This is a genomic window from Rothia sp. HMSC073B08 (genome assembly GCF_001812975.1).
Lineage (GTDB): Bacteria > Actinomycetota > Actinomycetes > Actinomycetales > Micrococcaceae > Rothia > Rothia mucilaginosa.
This window is the reverse complement of sequence record NZ_KV811087.1, coordinates 87,370-104,729: the sequence shown is the minus strand read 5'-3', so window position 1 is coordinate 104,729 and position 17,360 is coordinate 87,370. Positions and strand designations below refer to the sequence as shown.

The 17,360-nt window shown below is 61.7% G+C and carries 14 protein-coding genes, 1 pseudogene and 1 riboswitch; of the genes and pseudogenes, 8 read left to right on the top strand and 7 right to left on the bottom strand.

The window, feature by feature from the left end:
- Nucleotides 1-46: 46 nt before the first annotated feature.
- From dusB to HMPREF2884_RS08665, 3 genes are all read right to left on the bottom strand, one after another.
- Complete coding sequence (dusB, locus tag HMPREF2884_RS08675) at nucleotides 47-1,213, bottom strand: tRNA dihydrouridine synthase DusB (RefSeq protein ID WP_049355088.1); 1,167 nt, start codon at nucleotides 1,211-1,213, stop codon at nucleotides 47-49.
- A gap of 207 nt (nucleotides 1,214-1,420) precedes the next feature.
- On the bottom strand, nucleotides 1,421-2,398 hold the full coding sequence (locus HMPREF2884_RS08670) for a GNAT family N-acetyltransferase (RefSeq protein WP_070616818.1): 978 nt from the start codon (nucleotides 2,396-2,398) through the stop codon (nucleotides 1,421-1,423).
- Between the two features lie 128 nt (nucleotides 2,399-2,526).
- A complete protein-coding gene (locus HMPREF2884_RS08665; protein WP_005507052.1) occupies nucleotides 2,527-3,906 on the bottom strand; it encodes a glycine--tRNA ligase in 1,380 nt (459 codons plus the stop codon).
- A 232-nt stretch (nucleotides 3,907-4,138) separates the two neighbouring features.
- Between HMPREF2884_RS08665 and HMPREF2884_RS08660 the strand changes: the two genes are divergently transcribed.
- Nucleotides 4,139-4,354 (top strand): RNA-binding S4 domain-containing protein, encoded by a 216-nt coding sequence (locus HMPREF2884_RS08660; protein ID WP_005507051.1) that lies wholly within the window; start codon nucleotides 4,139-4,141, stop codon nucleotides 4,352-4,354.
- A gap of 389 nt (nucleotides 4,355-4,743) precedes the next feature.
- On the opposite strand, the gene HMPREF2884_RS08655 is transcribed toward HMPREF2884_RS08660, so the two are convergent.
- On the bottom strand, nucleotides 4,744-5,496 hold the full coding sequence (locus tag HMPREF2884_RS08655) for an alpha/beta hydrolase (RefSeq protein ID WP_070616816.1): 753 nt from the start codon (nucleotides 5,494-5,496) through the stop codon (nucleotides 4,744-4,746).
- 94 nt (nucleotides 5,497-5,590) lie between these two features.
- On the opposite strand from HMPREF2884_RS08655, the pseudogene HMPREF2884_RS09420 reads away from it, so the two are divergent.
- Nucleotides 5,591-5,869 (top strand): annotated as a pseudogene (locus HMPREF2884_RS09420) (MerR family transcriptional regulator); the annotation flags it as partial.
- A 75-nt stretch (nucleotides 5,870-5,944) separates the two neighbouring features.
- Complete coding sequence (locus HMPREF2884_RS09415; RefSeq protein WP_246827956.1) at nucleotides 5,945-6,406, top strand: TipAS antibiotic-recognition domain-containing protein; 462 nt, start codon at nucleotides 5,945-5,947, stop codon at nucleotides 6,404-6,406.
- 131 nt (nucleotides 6,407-6,537) lie between these two features.
- On the opposite strand, the gene HMPREF2884_RS08645 is transcribed toward HMPREF2884_RS09415, so the two are convergent.
- The 3 genes from HMPREF2884_RS08645 to HMPREF2884_RS08635 all read right to left on the bottom strand — a co-directional run bounded on the left by HMPREF2884_RS08645 (nucleotide 6,538) and on the right by HMPREF2884_RS08635 (nucleotide 10,095).
- Nucleotides 6,538-6,888: a MerR family transcriptional regulator gene (locus HMPREF2884_RS08645; RefSeq protein WP_049355077.1), complete on the bottom strand. Its 351-nt coding sequence runs from the start codon at nucleotides 6,886-6,888 to the stop codon at nucleotides 6,538-6,540.
- 357 nt (nucleotides 6,889-7,245) lie between these two features.
- Nucleotides 7,246-8,559, bottom strand: coding sequence for a homoserine O-acetyltransferase MetX (locus HMPREF2884_RS08640; protein ID WP_210398953.1), 1,314 nt, complete (start codon nucleotides 8,557-8,559; stop codon nucleotides 7,246-7,248).
- Between the two features lie 189 nt (nucleotides 8,560-8,748).
- Complete coding sequence (locus HMPREF2884_RS08635; RefSeq protein WP_070616812.1) at nucleotides 8,749-10,095, bottom strand: bifunctional o-acetylhomoserine/o-acetylserine sulfhydrylase; 1,347 nt, start codon at nucleotides 10,093-10,095, stop codon at nucleotides 8,749-8,751.
- Nucleotides 10,096-10,198: 103 nt separating this feature from the next.
- Nucleotides 10,199-10,311: riboswitch (SAM riboswitch) on the bottom strand.
- Between the two features lie 347 nt (nucleotides 10,312-10,658).
- On the opposite strand from HMPREF2884_RS08635, the gene HMPREF2884_RS08630 reads away from it, so the two are divergent.
- The 5 genes from HMPREF2884_RS08630 (at nucleotide 10,659) to HMPREF2884_RS08610 (ending at nucleotide 17,041) form a co-directional block, all read left to right on the top strand.
- The gene (locus tag HMPREF2884_RS08630; RefSeq protein WP_070616810.1) at nucleotides 10,659-11,645 is read left to right on the top strand and encodes an ABC transporter ATP-binding protein; all 987 of its coding nucleotides are present in this window, start codon (nucleotides 10,659-10,661) and stop codon (nucleotides 11,643-11,645) included.
- Nucleotides 11,642-12,514, top strand: a complete 873-nt coding sequence (locus HMPREF2884_RS08625; RefSeq protein WP_070616808.1) for an ABC transporter permease — start codon at nucleotides 11,642-11,644, stop codon at nucleotides 12,512-12,514. Before HMPREF2884_RS08630 ends, HMPREF2884_RS08625 begins: the two co-directional genes overlap by 4 nt.
- A gap of 1 nt (nucleotide 12,515) precedes the next feature.
- Nucleotides 12,516-13,346 (top strand): ABC transporter, encoded by an 831-nt coding sequence (locus HMPREF2884_RS08620; RefSeq protein ID WP_070616806.1) that lies wholly within the window; start codon nucleotides 12,516-12,518, stop codon nucleotides 13,344-13,346.
- A 75-nt stretch (nucleotides 13,347-13,421) separates the two neighbouring features.
- Entirely contained in the window at nucleotides 13,422-14,624 is a 1,203-nt protein-coding gene (gene rsgA, locus HMPREF2884_RS08615) for a ribosome small subunit-dependent GTPase A (RefSeq protein WP_070616804.1), read from the top strand.
- Between the two features lie 239 nt (nucleotides 14,625-14,863).
- The gene (locus HMPREF2884_RS08610; RefSeq protein WP_070616803.1) at nucleotides 14,864-17,041 is read left to right on the top strand and encodes a S9 family peptidase; all 2,178 of its coding nucleotides are present in this window, start codon (nucleotides 14,864-14,866) and stop codon (nucleotides 17,039-17,041) included.
- Nucleotides 17,042-17,360 lie beyond the last annotated feature (319 nt).

The window sequence follows — 17,360 nt, the reverse complement described above, 5'->3', positions numbered from 1 at the left end:
AGGATGCGCCGCGACGCGCATACAGCACGCCGCGGCACACAGGTGTTTAGCCGCCGGAAATATCCAGCTCAGCCTCCGCCAGGCCCAGACGCTCAGCATCCCCCAGGATGCGCGAATCCAGCCAGCCATCGGGCAGGTGCGGCTGCTTGGGGCTGCCGGCGCGACCGCGCGAACCCTCCACAGCGGCACCCGGGTAACCAATCGAGTGGTCCAGCTGAGCAATCAGCTCACGGAACGTCGCCAGGTCGGGCACCTGAGCCATCTTCGCTCGCAGCTCACCGCCAACCGGGTAACCCTTGAAGTACCACGCCACGTGCTTGCGGATCTCGCGCAGGCCTCGGGTCTCATCACCGAAGGTTTCCACCAGCAGTTCTGCGTGGCGGTAAATCATGTCCGACACCTCAGTCAGGGTCGGGCGGATACGCTCAGACGAACCCTCAAACGCATTCTGCAGGTCACCAAACAGCCACGGGCGACCCTGGCAACCGCGACCAATCACCACGCCGTCCACGCCGGTCTGCTCGACCATGCGCACCGCATCCTCGGCGGAGAAAATATCGCCATTACCCAGGATCGGCACATCCGGAATCAGCTCACGCAGCTGCGCAATCGAATCCCAGTCCGCCTTACCCGAATAATGCTGAGCTGCAGTACGACCGTGCAGAGCAATCGCCGCGACACCGGCATCACGGGCAATCTTGGCAGATTCCAAGAACGTAATGTGGTCATCGTCGATGCCCTTACGCATCTTAATGGTCAGCGGAATATCGTTGCGGGATGCCTCCTTCACCGCGGTCTGCACAATCGCAGTGAACAGGTCAGTCTTCCAGGGCAGGGCGGCACCGCCACCGCGGCGAGTCACCTTAGGAGCCGGGCAGCCAAAGTTCAAGTCAATGTGGTCGGCACGGTCCTCTTCAACGACCATGCGCACAGCCTTACCGACGTTGACCGCGTCCACACCGTAAATCTGGATGGAGCGGATCTTCTCGTCCGGGTCATGCTCAATAATGCGCATGGACTCGGGCTTACGCTCCACGAGGGCGCGCGCAGTCACCATTTCGGTAACGTACAGGCCGCCGCCATATTCACTGCAGAGGCGGCGGAAAGCCTTATTGGTCACGCCAGCCATCGGGGCGAGAACCACGGGAGTATCAACGGTCAGATTGCCCAGTTTCAGGGGCGGAAGGGTAAGACGGGGTGCTTCAGAATTCACCCCTATATTGTGGCATACGGGGGCAAATCGAGAACCGGACTCAGCTGAGGGGGTACAGGAGCGCAGTGCAAGCTCAGCAACCGTGGGGAGGCGCAGGTACGCGAGAGGGGCGGAGGAGCATTCCACTTCCCCGCCCCTTCAGCAAGAGTCAGCCAGCAGGCTCGATACCGAGAATCTACTTGGCAACCTACGAACCTACTAAAGAATCTACTCGGTCACGTAAATATAGGTCGGGTCGCCCTCCACCGAGGCAGTACCGGCGCGCAGCAGCACGTCGGTCACCTGAACCAGCGCCTCCATGGCGTCGTCAACCTCAACCAGCACCGGGTACTTAGCGCTCAGCAGGGACAGCACCTGCATAATCGCCTCCACAGCGCCCTCATTATCGAAGTCGTAGCCCAGCAGCAGTTCCGTGGCGGTCTTCTCATCCACCAGCGCCGCCTCCGGGTCAGTCTCGAAGGGGTGGTAGCTCACCGCAAACGCAACAATCGGGCCCTTCTTACCCTCAGCAGCAGCCTCACGAATATGGTCACGAAGCACCACGGCACCAAAGGCACGCACCTCATCCGAGAGGAAATAGCGGTTCACGGTGCCCAAACCCACCTCGGCGGGAACATCCCACTCGTGGGCGCGGCGGTAGAAATCCCACAGCGCGGCGGTCAGCTCAACCGAACCGGTCGCCAAATCCTCAATCGCCTGAGTCTCGTTACCGTCAGCGTCCTCACGCAAAGACACCGGAGGAATCGCACCCGGCTCCACACGCACCATACGGGAACGCTGAATCAGCTTCATACCAGCCGCCTGCGCAAACTCCTCACCGTCACTAAACGGCGCCAACTTCACGCGCAGAGCAGTCGTCTGGCCGTGCGCCGCCGCAATCTCACGCAACGCATCCAGCAGGGCAGTACCAATACCCTGACGGCGGTGGTCAGCCGCGACCTCCACATAGGACCATAGACGCGTCGGATGCAGCAGCGAAGCAACCACAGTACCCGCAGCCACCGGCACACCAGAAATAGTCACCACCAGAGTACGGCTGAACGGCGCATCCGTATCCGGGCCGAAAAGGCCACGCTGGCGCTCCTCAACCTCATTGCGGGCAGAGTTCCAAATCTCAAGCAGGGCAAGGTCATCACCCTCCTGCCAGGGGCGAATCTCAAATTTTTCGCTGAGGCGTTCAGCCATATCCGTGCACCTTTCCTTCGCTCGCTTCAATCGTGCCAATCAGTCTAACCAGGGTAGCCCAAATACACGACGGCGGGTAGCCTCTTTCGCTCTAAGAAGCTACCCGCCGACCATGTTATAAATTATTTTTAGCCTGCCAGGCGTGCAGCCAGGTAAGACTTCACCTGATCCAGAGCCACACGCTCCTGGTTCATGGTGTCACGCTCGCGGATGGTCACAGCCTGATCCTCAAGAGTGTCAAAGTCCACGGTGATGCAGAACGGGGTACCGATCTCATCCTGGCGGCGGTAACGGCGACCAATAGCGCCCGCCTCGTCGTAATCCACGTTCCACAGGCCACGCAGCTCATTCGCCAGCTTAGTTGCCGGCTCAGACAGTTCAGCCTTCTTCGACAGCGGCAGAACAGCGGCCTTCACCGGTGCCAGGCGCGGATCAAGCTTCAGCACGACGCGCTTATCCACGCCACCCTTAGTATTCGGTGCCTCATCCTCAACGTATGCGTCAACAAGGAACGCCATCATGGAGCGGGTCAGACCGAAGGACGGCTCAATCACGTACGGCACGTAACGCTCACCGGTAGCCTGGTCGAAGTACTCAAGCTTCGCGTTAGAGTGCTCATTGTGCACACCCAGGTCGTAATCGGTACGGTTCGCAACGCCCATCAGCTCGCCCCACTCGGAACCCTGGAAGCCGAAGCGGTACTCAACGTCAATAGTGCCAGCCGAGTAGTGTGCACGCTCCTCCTTAGGAACGTCGAAGCGGCGCATGTTATCCGGGTTAATACCCAGGTCAACGAACCAGTTCCAGCAGTCCTCAACCCACTCATTGAAGTACTTATCAGCGTCATCCGGGTGCACAAAGTACTCAATTTCCATCTGCTCGAACTCACGAGTACGGAAAATAAAGTTACCGGGAGTGATCTCGTTACGGAACGACTTACCAATCTGGCCAATACCGAACGGCGGGCGCTTACGAGAAGCAGTGACCACATTGTTGAAGTTCACGAAAATACCCTGAGCGGTCTCCGGGCGCAGGAAGTGCAGACCCTCCTCATTATCAACCGGGCCCAGGTAAGTCTTCATCAGACCGGAGAAGTTCTGCGGCTCAGTCCACTCACCACGAGTGCCACAGTTCGGGCAAGCAATCTCTTCCATACCCTCAGCCGCGCGGCCCTTCTTCGCCTCAAAGTTCTCCAGCAGGTGATCCTGACGCAGACGCTTGTGGCACGACAGACACTCAACCAGCGGGTCGGTGAAGGTCGCCACGTGACCGGACGCCTCCCACACCGCACGAGGCAGAATAACGGAGGAATCCAGGCCAACCATGTCCGCACGAGAGCGGACGAAACGCTGCCACCACTGCTGACGGATGTTTTCCTTCAGCTCCGCACCGAGGGGGCCGTAGTCCCATGCGGAGCGGGAACCGCCGTAAATTTCACCGGCCTGGAAAACAAAGCCGCGGCGCTTCGCGAGCGCAATAACGTTATCGAGGGTGGACTTTTCAGCCATAGTTACTCCTTCTGCCCCGCCACCGGCTGTGACGTGCGTGAGTTCGGGTTCATAAGGGACGCGACCCAGAACGGGGCGCCCGTATTCGCGCTCATCGGCGCAATATGCACACTTTTTGATGCAATACACTAGGGTACCATCACCACCCCACCCCTGGGTATGCCTACCCGGCCCACCACACCCCCATTTTTGCCGGACACCAGTATGCACCCGGCGGGATAAACTAGAGAGCATGGAAGAAATTTTTATTCGCGACGACATGATCCGCCTCGGCCAGTTCCTCAAGCTCGCCAACCTCGTAGAGGACGGCGCGCAGGCACGCGAGGTCATTCAGCACGGCCTGGTAAAGGTCAACGGCGACATTGAGGAAGCACGCGGCAAGCAGCTGCACCCCGGCGACACCGTGACTCTCAACGGCGTGACGGTGAAGGTTGCGCACGAGGACTAGTCCTCTCTCTGCTTGGTTAGTGCTTGGTTAGTGCTACAGGCGAGGGGCAGTGACCGTCCTCGTTCCTACAGGGAACCCGCCCTCGCTTCGCTTCGGGCACCCTGATGTCACTTTCGGACGACACCGCCCCTCCGCGCGCACCTCACCGGAGCCGAGGGTAGCTATACCCTCCGAAAGCGACATCAGGGTGCCCACCCGGGCGCTCTCCGCCGCGAAGCAAGGAGAAGCGGAGCGTCCGGGTGCGGCGGGTGCCCCTGCAGGAGCGGAGGAAGGGTATAGCGTCCCACCCACCCAGCCACTGTAGGAACGAGGACGATAACCGCCTTTCCAAGCGGAACTACACGTAAGCCCCCGAGTCGTCAGACCCGGGGGCTTTACGTTTAGTCGATTTAGGCGTCAGAACCCTCGGCGGTGCCGGTCGCCTCCGCAACCTTCTGCGCACGAATACGCGGCTCCTGACCCTGCACCTTCACCTCCAGGAACTCGCCCACATGGCGAATCTCCATGGGGCCAACGCCGTGGCCGATACCGGCGTACAGCACCTTGATGCCGTCGGTGTACTTGCGGATCCAGTCGTAGGTGTAGTTCACTATCTCCTGCGGGATGACGGGGTCTTCCTGATCGCGGCCGAAGAACACCGGCAGTTCGGTCTTCTTCAGCTCCTCGTCCTTGAAGTACGGCGAATCCGAGTCCACGGCGTAGCCGGACAGTCCCACCACTGCGGCGAACTCGCCGGGGGCGTGACGCACCATCGAAGTTGCGATGCCCATACCCTGCGAGAAGCCCAGCAGGGTCACCGAAGCATACGGCTCGCGGTTCGCGCGCACCCACTCCAGCACGTAGTCGCTCGCCTGCTCAATAGCACGCTGGTCGGATTCGAGCTGCTGGTTCAGCGGGTACCACTGGTAGCCGATAGCGTCTGCTGCAATGTAGGCGCCGGTCGAGTCCGCGGAGAACTGGCTGCCAACCGGCTGTGGTGCACGCATGGAGGCGTAGGTGAAGCCCTCCTGCGGAAGGTGCGCCGCCAGAGACAGCAGGTCGTGCTCCTGGGAGCCGTAGCCGTGCAGCATGAGCACCAGGTGGGTGCCTGCACGTTCGTTCGCGGGGCGGGTGTATTCGACGACGTATTTGTTTTCGCTCATGCACCCATCTTAGCGAGGACTCCCCCACAAACCTGCACCGCAGGTTCCGCCGCTAGCTTGACCCTCACCTAACGTCAGGTTCTACAGTGAAACCATGGACGCGAACATAACACCACCTGACGGGCACCACGAATACACCGTAGGAGAAGCGGCATCATTACACGGGCTCACAGTCCGCACGCTTCACCACTGGGAGCAGCGGGGCTTACTCAACCCGGCGCACGATGAGTTCAACGGGTACCGGTACTACACCGATACAGACCTTGAACGAATCACCGTCATCATGGGATACCGCGCCATCGGTATGAGCCTTGACGCCATTCGCAACATACTGCAGGATCGGGCGAACAGCACCGAGCATCTGCTCGCTCAGCGGGATATGCTTCAACGCAAAATCGCCGCGTATGGGCGCATGCTTGAAACCATCGAACGTCTTTTGGAGGACACTATGGCACCTAAAAATGAGCAGCTCACCGCTGCCGAAAAAGCAGAGATTATGGGTGAAGGGTTCAGCCTCGCCCACCAGCAGGAAGCGCAGGAGCGTTACGTGAAAACTGACGACTGGGCTGAATACCAGCGCCGCACTGCCTCGATGGACCGTGCCGACTGGCAGAACGGCAAACAGCAGATTGACGAGGTAGAACAGGCCCTCGTCGAGGCGTTCAACCGCGGCGTGCAGCCGGGTAGTGAGGAGGCGAATGCGCTCGCCGAGCGGCACCGCGCCTCCCTGTTCTTCTTTGAGGTTACCCCCGCTAAGCACGCTATTCTAGCCCGCGGTTACGTTGAGGATGCCCGCTTCAAGGCGTACTACGAGAAGCTTGCGACCGGGCTCGCGGAGTGGTTGCGGGATGTCATCTACGAGAATGCTCGTGCACACGGTATTGACCCGCAGGAAGCTACCTGGGGGTAAGCCTCCGGAGTGGAGATACCTAGTAACTCAGCTTGAGTAGCCGAGCATGCCAGCTGAGCACAAAAATACGCCCGGTATTCCCAACGTTGGGAATACCGGGCGTTTATACGCGTCTGCAGAAGACTAGTTACCTAGCGGGTGCTGTCGAGGTGACGGCGGTGCTCCTGAATACGGCGATCCAGGTGCTCAAGGTTCTGCTGCAACCCCACAATCTCATCCTCAATCTTCTGACGGGCACGCTCCATCACATCAATGGATAGGGCGTGGTCGTCCGGATTGCTCAAAATCGTGCGAATGTCGGCAAGACTCATGCCGGCCTGACGGCAGGTAGCAATAAACCGTGCTGCGGAGATAGACTCCTCATCAAAAATACGGGTTCCGTGAGCATCACGGGGCACCGCAATGAGCCCCTCTTTTTCGTAATATCGCAGGGCGTGGGTGCTCACCCCCAACTGCTCCGCTACCTCTTGAATACTTACCACAGCGTTAATGCTATGGGGTTAGAGCTGGTCTAAAGCAAACCGAGAACCTTTACCTTCCGGTGCAACAGGAGGTTACTTCCGCGATATCTCGCGGAGGTTTCGCAAAACACCCGAAAAACCGGAAAATATTCCCTGACTTGGCATAACACTCTTCGAGAAGATGCAAAGAAACGCCGGGTGCTCACATCATGTGAGCACCCGGCGTCTCCTTATCTAACCTTTAGGGTGAAGGTTAATTCTCGGCGGGCGGAAGAACCTGTGAAGACACTATCTGCCCACCCGGAATTTACCCGCACTTAGGTGGTATAAACAGCGATCAGAGGGGCTTGGGTCAGCACCCCGTGAATACTCGCGGTTCTAGCGGGTCGCCGTAGCATACAGGCGAGTCATCGAATCCAACGCCTCACGTTCACGCTGCGCCTCACTCGGGGCGGCGGATTCATCTTCAACGCCGAGGGCGCGCGCCAGAATCTTCTCCACCTGCTTCGCCTCAATCAAGAAGCCGTCATGGCCGTGGTTCGACTCGATAATGTCCACGGGCACCGGGGTGGGAAGCGCCTCCGCCAGGCGGTGCGACTCGTGCGGGAAGAACAGACGGTCCGTGTTCACCGCCGCAATGGTCCACTCACAATCGGTGTGTGCCAGCGCCTGCGCCAGGGTGCCGCGGCCACGCGCCACATCGTGCGAAATCAGTGCCTCATTGACCGCCAGGTAGCTGTTCGCGTCAAAACGCTCAACCAGCTTAGCGCCGTGGTGGTCCAGGTAGCTTTCGATGGCGTAGCGGCCACGCGGCTCACCCAGCGAACCGCCCACAGTGTTTTCGCCGCGGTTCTCCTCACGGCCGAAGCGGTGCTCCAGTTCGGCGGGGCTGCGGTAGGTGGTGTGCGCGATACGGCGCGCCAGAGCCAGACCGGCAGTCGGTGCAGGACCGGCATAGTAGTCGCCACCGGCAAAGTTCGCATCCGAACGAATCGCAATGTTCTGAGTGTGGGCCCAGGAAATCTGCTCCGCCGTAGCCGAAGGACCGGAGGCAATAACCGCGCATCCGCGCACCAGCTCGGGGTTAGTTGCCGCCCACTCCAGGGCGCGAGCACCACCGAGGGAACCACCAATCACGTAGCGGAAGCTCGTCACGCCCAGTGCACGCGCCAGACGCGCCTCCGCACGTACGGAGTCGCGAATGCTCACCTGCGGGAAGCGGGAACCCCAGTGCTCACCAGCGCCCGGGTAGCCCTCGGGGACGATGCTTGCCGGGCCGGTAGAACCGTAGCAGCCACCCAGAATATTGGGGGCAATCACGAAGTAGCGGTTGGTGTCCACGACCGAGCCGGGGCCCACGATGCCTTCCCACCAGCCGTCCGATTCGATAGCGCGAATCAGCGGGGCGGGCATGTCGGGGGTGGGTACGCCGCGGGAGACATGCGTGTCACCGGTGAGCGCATGCAGGATCAGGATGGCGTTATCGCCGGTCTCGTTGAGGGTACCCCAGGTTTCGTAACCGATGGTCACCTGCGGCAGGGTCACGCCGGACTCGAGCTCCAGGTCGCCGATGTTCAGCTGACGCAGATAGCCTTGCGCTTCGGGGTGCTCGGTGCGGGTGCCCGCCACGGGGATGGGTGCGGTGACAGGCTGGCTGGTAGTGCCGGACTGGCTAGTGCTCTGGGTGGTCATGGGGTTCCCTTCACTGGGTTGGTCGGCGAGGTGGTGCCGGGTGTGAGCGGGGTACTCGTCTGTGGGTAGAAGAAGCAACAGGTTGGGCGGCAGCAACGCCGCACAGTTACAACATGCTCCGTAACGGGGAATCCGCAGGTGGACCGAAAAGCCGTAGCTTGCCGGTCCACCTGCGGGTTGCATCACCGTTTAGGAGAGGGTGTCAAAGCCCAGCTGCAGGTCGGCGAGAATATCGTCAATGTTCTCAATGCCAACTGCCAGGCGGACGAAGTTCGGGTATACGCCAATCTTCTCCAGTTCCTCAGCGGAAAGCTGGGAGTGGGTGGTGGAGGCGGGGTGAATCACGAGCGAGCGCACGTCGCCAATGTTCGCAACGTTGGAGTGCAGCTTCAGGGCGTCCACGAAGTCGCGGGTCTGCTCCAGGGTTGCGTCCTTGAGGGTGAAGCCGAGCACCGCACCGGGGCCCTTGGGCAGGTACTTCTGTGCACGCTCGTACCAGGGGGAGGATTCCACGCCAGCCCAGATAACCTTCTCGACCTGCGGGTTTGCTTCGAGCCAGTGGGCGACCTTGGTGGCGTTCTCAATGTGGCGTTCGATGCGCAGGGAGAGAGTTTCCAGACCGATACCGATGTTGAAGGCGTTGGTCGGGGAGATGGCTGCACCGGTGTCGCGCAGCAGGGAGACGCGCGCCTTCAGGATGTAGGAGAGGTTCGCACCGAATGCGGAGTCCTTGCCCAGGTCGCGTGCGTAGACAAGGCCGTGGTAGCCGGGGGCGGGCTGGTTGAACTTGGGGAACTTCTCGGGGTCTGCACCGTAGTCGAAGTTACCGGAGTCAACAATCACGCCGCCGATGGAGGTTCCGTGGCCACCCAGGTACTTGGTTGCGGAGTGGACGACCACGTCCGCGCCATGTTCGATGGGGCGTAGCAGGTAGGGGGTGGGTACGGTGTTGTCCACAATCAGGGGTACACCGTTTTCGTGCGCAATTGCAGCAATAGGCTCAATGTCGAGCACGTCATTACGGGGGTTGGGTACGGACTCGCCGTAGAAGAGCTTGGTGTTGGGGCGGACTGCGGCGCGCCATGCGTCCAGGTCGTCCGGGTTCTCGACGAAGGTGGTTTCGATACCGAGGTCGGCGAGGGTGTACTTGAGCAGATTGTAGGTGCCGCCGTACACGGAGGGCGATGCAACCACATGGTCGCCTGCACCGGCGATGTTCAGGATTGCGTAGGTGATAGCTGCCTGACCGGATGCCAGCAGCAGCGCGCCGACGCCGCCTTCCAGGGAAGCGATACGGTTTTCGATTACTTCATGGGTGGGGTTGTTGAGGCGAGTGTAAATGGGGCCCAGTTCGGAGAGGGCGAAACGGTTCGCTGCCTGCTCGGCGCTGTCAAAGACATAAGAGGTGGTCTGGTAGATGGGTAGTGCCCGAGCTCCCGTTGCGGCATCCGGCGCCTGACCTGCGTGAATCTGGCGGGTTTCGAACTTCCAACCGGCGGGGTTGGCGGGAGTCGGGACGGTAGTGTTGTTGCTCATGCGTGGCTCCTAATGGGGATTCTTAGGGGGCCGCATGCCGACGGTACAGGAATCGTCGTCGAATAATCCTGTCACGATTGATGTACCGTTATCGGTCACATCGGTCCCGCGCTTGCGTCACGCTTTTGCGTGCCGCCTGGTCTTCACCCAGGGCACCCCACCGCGGAGGAGGGTTGCCGGCCAGCTAGCTGGGGCTTATCGCTGGCGCTCTTGACCTGTTATTTAGAGTGTCATAGGGCACGGGGTGGGGTCAAGGGTTTTGTGGGTGCGCAGTACTTTAAGACATTTCATTGCAAAGATGACGTTTTTTAACGTCTGTCACCAAAAACCGTCTGCAACAAAATGTGAGCGACGGTGCCGGGGCAATCCGAGGGCGAGGCAATCGAGATGCGGAGGCGGACACCCACCATCCACACAGTAACCCCCATCACTTTTATCTACGGCTTTTCGGTACACTGAAATGACACATACACTCACGCAGGGTACAACTCGCTACGCCGTTTATCCTGCTCAGCATCCCTCCGGTATAGGGGCCAGAGGGTCATACCCGAAGGTTACCTACCATGTCTCTTGTTCTTGATGCGGCGCAGCTCAGCCGCGTCTTTGGCAAAGGTGAAAACGCTTTTACCGCCGTCGACCGTGTGTCACTTCGCGTCAGTTCCGGTGAGATTCATGCCCTCCTCGGCCCCAACGGTGCGGGCAAAACGACGACCGTGCAGATGTGCTCGACCCTGCTCACCCCCACCGGCGGTAGCCTCACCGTGAACGGTATTGACGCTATCGCCGACCCGCAGCGGGCGCGCCGTCACGTGGGTCTCGCACTGGGCGGGGAGAACGGCTTCTACCCGCGCGCTAGTGCCCGCGACAATCTGCTGTTCTTCGCCGATGTTGCGGGGGTTTCCGGGCGGACCCGACGACACGAGGTGGAGCATGCCCTAGCCCGTGTGGAACTCACCGATGCGGCAACGCGGCCTGTCCAGGAGTTTTCCCGCGGCATGAAGCAGCGCCTACATATTGCCCGCGCCCTGCTCGGCTCCCCCGCTCTGCTCCTGCTGGATGAGCCGACCAACGGGCTCGACCCCGATATCGCCCTGACCGTGCGTGCCCTCATCAGATCTCTGGCAAATGAAGGTACCGCCATTCTGCTGACGAGCCACCTGCTGGGCGAGATTGAGGACCTGGCGCACACCATCACCGTTTTGGGTGCCGGTTCCGTTGCTGTGAGCGGCAACCTCGAGGACGTTGCCGCGCACGCCGGCATTGCCGCCACGACTGTGGTTCAGGTCGAGGCCACCGCCACCGAGGGGCTTGATACGCTCCGCGGATTCCTCCACGATAAGGCGGCGGTGCTGTTTGCCCCGCGCGGTTCCGGCTGGGAACTCACCCTCTACTGGCACGGCGAGCGCACCACGTTCGAGGCGGGTGAGGCTCACCGCATCCTCACGGAGGGGCTTGCCACCGCGAACATTGGGGCACGGACCGAACCGTACACGCGACCGGCAACTCTGGAAGAGGCATACCTGGCGATGGCGGAGGGGCTCAAGCGATGAACGCTCAGACGCAGCATCCAGCAGAATCTCAACGACCGCGCGACCTGCAGCACCTGCTACACGACGTACAGCAGGAGTGCGCCCGCCAACTGCGACTCATGGGCTTTAGCCTGCGCCAGTTCCTGACGGTCCCCTACTTCATTCAGCTGCTCATCAGTACGGTACTCGGCTCGGTCATCCTTCAGGCGCTCGCCGTGCATGCGGCGGCGCAGAGCTCCGCGGGTCACTCCGTTGACCCGACCCTCGCGTGGACCCGCGCGGGCATTGTGGGCATGTGGTCGGTCTGCATCGTGTCTGCGGGCATCATCAATTTCGAGCGTTTCCGTGGGACCCTCGTGTACCTGTGTTCGGGGTCGATTTCTCCGGTGCGGGTGCTGGCGGCTATCGTTTCGAGCGCATCCATTGTGGGTATGGCGGCTTTGCCCCTGTCGTGGCTCATCTGGGCTCTTGTGACGCTTAACCCGCAGGTCACGGACTTTTCAGCACTCTGGCCGCGCTACGTTCTGGGCGTTCCCCTGCTGTGGCTTGCGTGCCTGTCGGTAACGTTCATGATTGCGGTGTTCTTCGTGGCCACACCGAACGCTATCGCCTACGAGGAGCTGTTGCTCGTGCCGGTTTTTATTCTTTCCGGGGTTCTCTTCACGACCATTGAAGCGCCCGCCTGGCTAGATGCTGTAGGCACGCTCATTCCCCTGCAGGCGCCGGTTCATCTCCTACTTGGGCGTACCACCATCACTACCCCGGCGGATGCGCTCCTGCCCGTGGCACAGACCCTGGTCGTGAGCTTCATCTGGGCGTTGTGTGCTTTCCTCTTTGCCCGGAAGGCTCTTGCCTCCGCCCGCCGTCGCGGCACCCTGGGGGCGATGTAGCGTGCGTATTCTCTCTTCTGCCGCTCTGCCTAGCGTGGCGCGTCGGGCTCTGTCGACCGCCTCTATTGGCTGGTCATCTTCTACTACCTTCGCAACCCTCGGAACGGCTGTCACGACCCTGGTTCTCGTACCCGGTCTTAACGTGCTTTTCACAGTGCTTCTGGGCGCTGATCTTGCCGCAAACGATACTGTACGCATCGGCTGCGCGTCTGCTCTGATTGCCACCCTCAGCTCCGTGGCAGCCGGTATTGTTGCGCGCGTTGCCACAGACCGGTGGATTGGCGTCTTCGAGTACGTGTGTACGGCTCGCCCGGTGGATGCTGGCTACTGGCTCGGTGCGGCGGCGGTACCCGCGTTGCTGGCATCCGTGACGGGTCTGAGCAATGTGGGCATCGTGTGGTTACTGTCCCTCACGGCACCCTCTACCGGGGCGGCTTCGGGGCTTCTGATTGGAGCCATTGCGCTGATGCCGGTTGCGGTTCTGGGCGGGGTCTGCCTGGGCATTTTTGCCGCCGGGCTCGGTCTGTACCTGTCGGATCCGTACACGGGGTCGAATTTTCTGTCGATTATTCTGCCAGTGAGCGCGGGCGTGATTGTGCCGGTGAGTACCTACCCCGGTTGGCTTGCATGGCTGTGTTCCTGGGTTCCGGGGTCCCGGCTGGTGCAGGTTTTAGATGCCTCTAGCGGTATCGCGAACGGCACCGCGCCGGAGCTTTTCGCGCTCCTGGCGACGGACGCGGCACTGGCGGTGCTCTACGCCGCAGTGGGGTTGGGGCTGACTTTGCTTGCCGCCCGCCGCATCCGTGCCGGCGCCCGCGCCTCGCTGTTGTAGACGGTGAACCCTGAAAAAGAACGAACCTTGTAATCACCCGCTATCCGGGCGCCGCAATCCAGAAAGACTATTCCTGTGACCATTACTCCCGCCTCATACACCTTAGAGACCCTCGGTTTCGACCCCTCCTGGCGGGGCGCGGCAATTCGCGCCGCGTTCACCATCGGGGGTACCCTCGAAGACTTCACCCTCGCCCGCGTCAGCGCCGTGCACCGCACCCGCTGCGAGCTACTGACCTGCGAGCAGAGCGAACTTGTGAAGCTCTCCGCTCCCCTGCGCCCGGTCGAAAACGACTACGGCGAAGAAGAGTACCCCGTCGTGGGCGACTGGGTACTCACTCAGCCCATCCCCGGGACCGGTAGCGATAGCCAGCCCGCGGAGCATAAGCCCCTCGCGATTCTGCCCCGCCGAAGCTACCTCACCCGCCCCAGCGCCACCCGCGAATCCTCGGATCAGCCTGTCGCCGCCAACGTGGATATGCTCTGCATCGTTGAGCCGTGCTTCCCCGAGCCGTCCATCGGGCGAATCGAACGCTACACCGCCCTGGCGCACGCCTCCGGGGTGCAGGTCGCGCTGATTCTCACCAAGGGTGATTTGGTGACGGCGGAACAACTCGCCGGGTATCAGGAATCCCTGGGTAGCGGCGTGGATGCGGTGCTCACCGTCTGCACGGACAACGGCTACGACCCCGCCCCGGTTGCGGAGCTTGTCGCCGGGCGTACCGCCGCGTTCCTGGGCCGCAGCGGTGCCGGTAAATCCACCCTGGTCAACGCCCTGCTCAACCCCGGAATTGACCCCCGCGAAGACAGCTCAGAACACCAGGTGCAGGCGACTTCCGCGGTTCGCGATGCCGACGGCAAGGGGCGCCACACCACCACCAGCCGCCAAATGATTGTTCTGCCCGGTGATGCAGACTCCGGTGCAGAATCTTCGGCTGGCACGGTGCTGATTGACACCCCGGGCGTGCGAGCCCTCGCCGCCACGAGCGACAGCGCAGCCATTGATGAGACCTTCGATGACGTTTCCAGCTACGCCTCCTCCTGCCGGTACAGCGACTGCTCCCACGGTTCCGAACCCGGATGCGCGGTGCAGCAGGCGCTCGCCGACGGCTCCCTCGACCCCGAACGTTTTGAACGCTACCGCAGGATGATGGCAGAATCTGCACGCCTGCGCCTGCGCTCTCAGGAGCGCGAGTACCGGCAGAGTAACCGCGCCTTCACGAAGGCAAACAAGGCGGGCCGCCGCACCCTCATGTCCATTAAGGGACGCGCCAACTAGCCGCCGAAAGCGCACGTTGCGGCGAGGCTTCGGTGAGACTTCGGCGGGGCTTCCACAGGCTGAGCCGGGCAACCCCGCGCAGGCGGCAATATAGTAGCCTCCCTCACTCTTCGATACACTAGAACTAGGCGTGCCCACAGTCCCCCGCACACCCTCACCGCCACCCCGGCGGCAGAGGAGGCAGGCGCCTCCGGCACACACCATTCACAAACCCATAACTCATTGAAAGAGGTGGCAGCATGGCTGAACAGAACCTCACCCCGCCCGTACCGAAGAAGGTCGAGCACCGCCGCGAACACCACGGCGACGTCTTCATCGACCACTACGAATGGCTCCGCGACAAGGAAAGCGAAGAGGTCCTCAACTACCTCAAAGCAGAAGCCGAATACACCGAAGCTGTCACCGCAGACCAGCAGCCCCTCCGCGAGTCCATCTTCAACGAGATTAAGAACCGCACCCTGCTGTCGGATCTGACCGTCCCGAACCGTATCGGTGACTGGTGGTACTACAGCCGTATGGTGCCCGGTGGCCAGTACCCCGTCTTCTACCGCTACCCCGCCCTGCACGAGGGCGACGAGGTGGTGCGCTACACCCCGCCGACCGTCACCCCCGGCGAGGTGCTCGAGGGTGAGGTCGTCATCCTCGACTGCAACGAATACGCCAAGGACATGGAGTTCTTCTCCCTGGGCAGCTTCCAGCCGGCACGTAACGGCAAGCTGCTGAGCATCTCCGTGGACGAGAAGGGCGACGAACGCTACGAGCAGCGCTTCCTCAACATGGAAACCGGCACTTTCCTCGAAGACACCATCCCCAACATTGCGGCGGGTTCCTTCTTCATCAACCACGCCGAGCAGCTCATCTACGTGGTCCCCGACGACTCCTGGCGCCCCTGGCGTGTCTACGTGCACGACGTCGGACAGGGCACCGAAGACCACCTCATCTATGAGGAACCGGACAACACCATGTGGCTCTCGGCGGCTATGAGCTCCGACCGTTCCTCCGTGGTGCTCACCAGCTCGAACTCCGAGTACACCGAGGTGCGCATCGTCCCCACTCGCGAACCCAAGGGCGAGCCGACCCTGCTCATCCCCAAGAGCGCGGGCATCGAATACTACGCTGAGCCGCTCAACATTGCCGGCGAGCAGCACCTGCTGATTCAGCACGACTACAATGCGCTGAACTCCGAGCTGGTCCTCGCCGACATGCCGCGCGAGGGCGAAAGCCTCGAAGAGTACGCGCAGCGTTGGGTGCCGGTCATCCGCCACAGCGAGCACGTGCGCCTGGAGGGCTTCACCTTTACCGCAACGCACCTGGTCGTCACCGCCCGCGCAGACACGACCACCCGCATCTTCCTGGCGCCGCGTGAGCAGCTGCCCATCCAGTGGCGCCGCCGCCGACCCGCGGGCGTGACCTTCATGGAACCGGCCGGTTTCGACGAGGAGCTGTACACCGCCTCGGTGCTGCGCGCGGAGAACTACTCCCCCGTGCTGCGCATCGCCTACACCTCGTACCTGACCCCGCGCCGTGTCTACGACTACTTCCCCATGTCGCAGACCCTGCTGCTGCGCCGTGAAACCCCGGTGCTGGGCGGCTACAACCGCGAGGACTACCGCGCCTACCGCGACTGGGCACCCGCAGCGGACGGCACGCTCATCCCGATTTCCGTGATTCACCGCGCCGACCTGGACATGAGCAAGCCGCACCCGGTCATCCAGTACGGTTACGGCTCGTACGAGTCGTCCATGGACCCGATGTTCTCTATCCCGATGCTGTCGATCCTGGACCGCGGCGTCATCTACGTCATCGCGCACATTCGCGGCGGCGGCGAGATGGGCCGCTCCTGGTACCAGAACGGCAAGAAGCTGTCGAAGAAGAACACCTTCACCGACTTCGTGGACGTCACCAGCTACATTGCGGCGAAGCCGTGGGCTGATGAGGCGCGTATCGGCTGCTACGGCGGTAGCGCGGGCGGCCTGCTCATGGGCGCTGTGCTGAACCTCGCCCCCGAAAAGTACGCCGCCTGCCTGGCCGCCGTACCGTTCGTGGATGCGTTGACCACCATCCTCGACCCGGAGCTGCCGCTATCGGCGATGGAGTGGGAAGAGTGGGGCAACCCGATTGAGGACCCGGAAGTGTACGCCTACATGAAGTCGTACACCCCGTACGAGAACATCCGCCCGGTCCGCTACCCGGCGATTGCTGCAGTAACGAGCCTGCACGACACCCGCGTGCTCTACGTGGAGCCCGCCAAGTGGGTTGCGGCGCTGCGTGAGCAGATTGACCCGTCGTCGCCGGTGCCTCTGCTGAAGATTGACATGTCGGGCGGTCACGGTGGTGGTTCCGGCAGGTATACCCGTTGGCGTGAGATCGCGTGGGATTACGCGTTCCTCATGAGCAACCTCGGCGTTACTGAGTAGCTGGTCTCTTAAATAGAACGCTCCGTCTGTATCTAAGTGATACGGACGGAGCGTTCTTCGTTTAAGCACGTTCTGCGTATGAGGGGCGCCGATCGTCCTCGTTCCTCCCCTCACCAAGCAGGGGCGGGGCGCCGCATATTTCCTCCGCGCCTACGCAGGGGCACCCGTCACCCGGACGCTCCGCTTCCTCCTCGCTCCGCATCGGAGAGCGTCCGGGCTGACACCCTGAGGGCGCATCCGGAAAACACGGCCGCACCCGCACAGCACCCCAGCGCGGAAAGGCGGTATCGTCCGAAAGTGACATCAGGGTGCCCGAAGC

Bases quoted from the DNA above. Each gene is read 5' to 3' on its own strand.
- HMPREF2884_RS08670 (WP_070616818.1), bottom strand. From the start codon at position 2,398: ATGGCTGAACGCCTCAGCGAAAAATTTGAGATTCGCCCCTGGCAGGAG.
- HMPREF2884_RS08665 (WP_005507052.1), bottom strand. From the start codon at position 3,906: ATGGCTGAAAAGTCCACCCTCGATAACGTTATTGCGCTCGCGAAGCGC.
- HMPREF2884_RS08660 (WP_005507051.1), top strand. From the start codon at position 4,139: ATGGAAGAAATTTTTATTCGCGACGACATGATCCGCCTCGGCCAGTTC.
- HMPREF2884_RS08655 (WP_070616816.1), bottom strand. From the start codon at position 5,496: ATGAGCGAAAACAAATACGTCGTCGAATACACCCGCCCCGCGAACGAA.
- HMPREF2884_RS09415 (WP_246827956.1), top strand. From the start codon at position 5,945: ATGGCACCTAAAAATGAGCAGCTCACCGCTGCCGAAAAAGCAGAGATT.
- HMPREF2884_RS08640 (WP_210398953.1), bottom strand. From the start codon at position 8,559: ATGACCACCCAGAGCACTAGCCAGTCCGGCACTACCAGCCAGCCTGTC.
- HMPREF2884_RS08635 (WP_070616812.1), bottom strand. From the start codon at position 10,095: ATGAGCAACAACACTACCGTCCCGACTCCCGCCAACCCCGCCGGTTGG.
- HMPREF2884_RS08630 (WP_070616810.1), top strand. From the start codon at position 10,659: ATGTCTCTTGTTCTTGATGCGGCGCAGCTCAGCCGCGTCTTTGGCAAA.
- HMPREF2884_RS08625 (WP_070616808.1), top strand. From the start codon at position 11,642: ATGAACGCTCAGACGCAGCATCCAGCAGAATCTCAACGACCGCGCGAC.
- HMPREF2884_RS08610 (WP_070616803.1), top strand. From the start codon at position 14,864: ATGGCTGAACAGAACCTCACCCCGCCCGTACCGAAGAAGGTCGAGCAC.